The organism is Mycobacterium sp. (genome assembly GCF_052144515.1).
GTDB lineage: Bacteria > Actinomycetota > Actinomycetes > Mycobacteriales > Mycobacteriaceae > Mycobacterium.
Genome location: NZ_JBKQQD010000470.1, coordinates 1 through 3,146 on the forward strand (window position 1 = coordinate 1; position 3,146 = coordinate 3,146).

Annotated in this window: 4 protein-coding genes; all 4 read left to right on the forward strand. The window is 67.7% G+C overall.

Features of this window, described 5'->3' with window-relative positions:
* On the forward strand, nt 1-467 hold a 467-nt coding region (locus ACLP9N_RS31800; protein ID WP_442411114.1), incomplete at its 5' end, for an oxygenase MpaB family protein.
* 306 nt (nt 468-773) lie between these two features.
* Complete coding sequence (locus ACLP9N_RS31805; RefSeq protein ID WP_442403792.1) at nt 774-1,004, forward strand: PE domain-containing protein; 231 nt, start codon at nt 774-776, stop codon at nt 1,002-1,004.
* A gap of 2 nt (nt 1,005-1,006) precedes the next feature.
* Entirely contained in the window at nt 1,007-2,788 is a 1,782-nt protein-coding gene (locus ACLP9N_RS31810; protein WP_442411115.1) for a PPE family protein, read from the forward strand.
* A gap of 30 nt (nt 2,789-2,818) precedes the next feature.
* Nucleotides 2,819-3,112, forward strand: a complete 294-nt coding sequence (locus ACLP9N_RS31815) for a WXG100 family type VII secretion target (RefSeq protein ID WP_442411116.1) — start codon at nt 2,819-2,821, stop codon at nt 3,110-3,112.
* Nucleotides 3,113-3,146 lie beyond the last annotated feature (34 nt).

Below are 3,146 nucleotides of genomic sequence, written 5' to 3' on the forward strand. Positions count from 1 at the left end.
GCATCTTCGTCGGTGAGATGGACGAGGAGGAAGCGGCCCGCCACTACCGCGAGGGCATGGCGCTCGCCACCACCTTGCAGGTGCCGCCGGAGATGTGGCCGGCCGACCGCGCCGCCTTCGACCGGTACTGGCAGGAGTCGCTGGCCAAGGTGCACATCGACGACGCCGTCCGCGACTACCTGTTTCCCATCGCCGCGGGACGCGTCCGCGGGGTGAAGCTGCCGCGGACGCTGCAGCGCGCGTCCGACGACTTTGCGCTGCTGATCACCACGGGCTTTCTGCCGCAGCGGTTCCGCGACGAGATGCGGTTGCCGTGGGACGCCGCCAGGCAGCGGCGCTTCGACCGGCTGATGGTCGCAATGCGCACGGTGAACCGCATGATGCCGCGGTTCGTCCGGCAGTTCCCGTTCAACGTCCTGCTGTGGGACGTCGATCGCCGGATCCGGACCGGGCGTCCGCTGGTGTAACCGGTATGGAGGCTGACTCGGGGCCGACGGCCTCGGGCTGCAATCGGACGTGGGTTACCGGTGGCGGCTGAACACTCGCTCCGGTAGAGCTACAGGCGTGCCAGTCATGGTTCGGTCGCGCCGGTAGGCCCCTGGCACGTCCGGCTTCAGCTCGCTATCGGCAGCGAGCGCCACTGCGTCTTGTGAGAAGCCTGTGGCCTCCTGCAGGCCTAGTTACCAGCCTGGACTGGTCGAGTTGTTAACGAAAATCATTTTCAGTAAGCTCCTTCCCGACCCGTCTGAGTGCCAAACGAGGAGTGTCTGTCCATGATGTTGCGGGTCGTGCCCGAAGGACTGGCCGCCGCAGACGCGACGGTCGACGCGTTGACCGCCCGACTGGCGGCCGCCCACGCCGGCGCCGCCTCACTCATCACGGCGGTGGCGGCCCGTGGCGTCCAAGAACTGGGCCGCTCGGGTCTCGGGGTGGGGGAGTCGGGCGCCGGCTATGCCGCCGCCGATGCGGCGGCGGCATCGTCGTGTCTCGCCGCGGGCGGCTGACGATGACGGCGCCAATCTGGATGGCTTCACCGCCCGAGGTGCACTCGGCATTGCTGAGCAGCGGCCCGGGGCCTGGGTCCCTGGTGGCGGCGGCGGGGGCTTGGAGCTCGCTAACTGCTGAGTACGCGTCGGTGGCGCAGGAGCTCAGCGCGTTGCTGGCGTCGGTGCAGGCCGGCGCATGGGAGGGGCCAAGCGCCGAGTCGTATGCGGCCGCATATGTGCCCTATCTGGCGTGGCTGATGCAGGCCAGCGCCAACAGCTCGGCGGCGGCCGCCCAGCTGGAGACCGCGGCCGCGGGCTACACCGCCGCATTGGCGGCCATGCCGACACTGCCCGAGCTGGCCACCAATCACGTGCTTCATGGGGTGTTGTTGGCCACGAACTTCTTTGGCATCAACGCGATCCCGATTGCCCTCAACGAGGCCGACTATGTGCGCATGTGGATTCAGGCCGCCCTCACGATGACCACCTATCAAGCGGTCTCCAGCGCGGCGGTGGTGTCGACGCCGCAGACCGCCCCCGCGCCGCAAATCCTGAAATCCGATGCCTCAGCCGATCCCGCGTCGAGCACCAACCCGCTGCAGACGTTCCTGCAGACGGCCCAGCAGCAGATCGAGCAGTTTCTGCAAAACCCGCTGGGGATCCAGCGGCAGATCTCGAATCTTCTGCTTAATCAGGGCCAGACGGACAACCCGCTGAATCTCCCGCAGGGGCTCGTTAATTCCCTGCAAGACGTCGGTATCGGAAATAGTCAACTTGCCCACGACCCGACGATCGACCTTCCGTTCGATAATGTCCTTGCGAACTTCCTGCAGAACTTCGGCATCAACTGGGACCCTGCAGGCGGCACCATCAATGGGGCCACCTACGACACTTATACGAATCCCAGCCAAGCGTCGTTCTGGATCGCTCGAAGCCTCGAACTTTTTGAGGATTTTCAAAATTTCGGGGTGGACCTTACACAAAATCCAGTGGAGGCCTTTCAATGGCTGATCAGCTGGCAACTGTTCGATTTCCCGACCCACATCGAAGAAGTCCTTGCCTACGCGGTCACCAACCCGGCGCTGGCTGTCGCGGCGCTCCCGGCCGTCGCCCCGGCGGCCGTGGGCGGCTTGGGGGGCCTGGCCGGGCTGGCCGCTGTGCCTCCATCCGCTGCGGCGCCGGCTCTGGTACCCATTGCCGCCGCGCCCAGCGTGTTGCGGGCCGTGGGGCTGACTTCGATCGCCGTCCCGGCCGCGGCCCCTGCGCCGGCGCCGACGCCTCCGCCCACGCCTAGCCCTCCCGCGCCCGCGCCTGCGGCCCCGGCACCGCCACCGCCTTCGGCCGCGGGCGGCGTGGGTTTTGTTCCCCCGTACGCGGTGCCCCCCGGCATCGGGTTCGGCTCCGGGATGAGTAGCAGCGCCAGCTCCAGCGCCAAAAGGAAAGCACCGGAGCCGGATACCGCCGCTGCAGCGGCCGCGGCGGCATCCGCGCGGGAGGCGGCGCGGGCGCGGCGGCGCCGGCGCGCGGGGCTGCGCGGGTATGGCGACGAGTTCATGGATGCCAATATCGACGTGGATCCGGACTGGGGCGCGCCGGCCGGTGGGCAGACTTTGGCCTCCGATCAGGGTGCCGGAAGCCTGGGGTTCGCCGGCACGGCGCGCAAGGCGTCGGTCGCCGAGGCGGCTGGCTTAACCAAGCTGGCCGGTGACGAATTCGGCGGTGGGCCGAAGATGCCCATGGTGCCGGGCACGTGGGACCCGCAAGGTGCTCCCGAGCAAGGTGGCGGAGCGAGTGACAGCTAGCAACCCGAAACAACCACAGAAGGAATCTCTATGAGTTTGTTGGACGCTCATATTCCGCAGTTGGTGGCTGCGCAGTCGGCGTTCGGCGCTAAGGCGGCGTTGATGCGCAGCACGATCAGCCAGGCCGAGCAGGAGGCCGTGTCGGCGCAGGCGTTTCACGTCGGGGAGTCCTCGGCGGCGTTTCAGGCCGCGCACGCCCGGTTCGTGGAGGTGGCCGCCCGGATCAACACGCTGCTGGATATCGCCCAGGCCAATCTCGGGGATGCCGCGGGTACCTACGTGGCCGCCGACGCCGCGGCCGCGTCCGGCTACAACGCATTCTGATCCCCCCGAAAAGGACCCCAAAGGAGTTGTGATG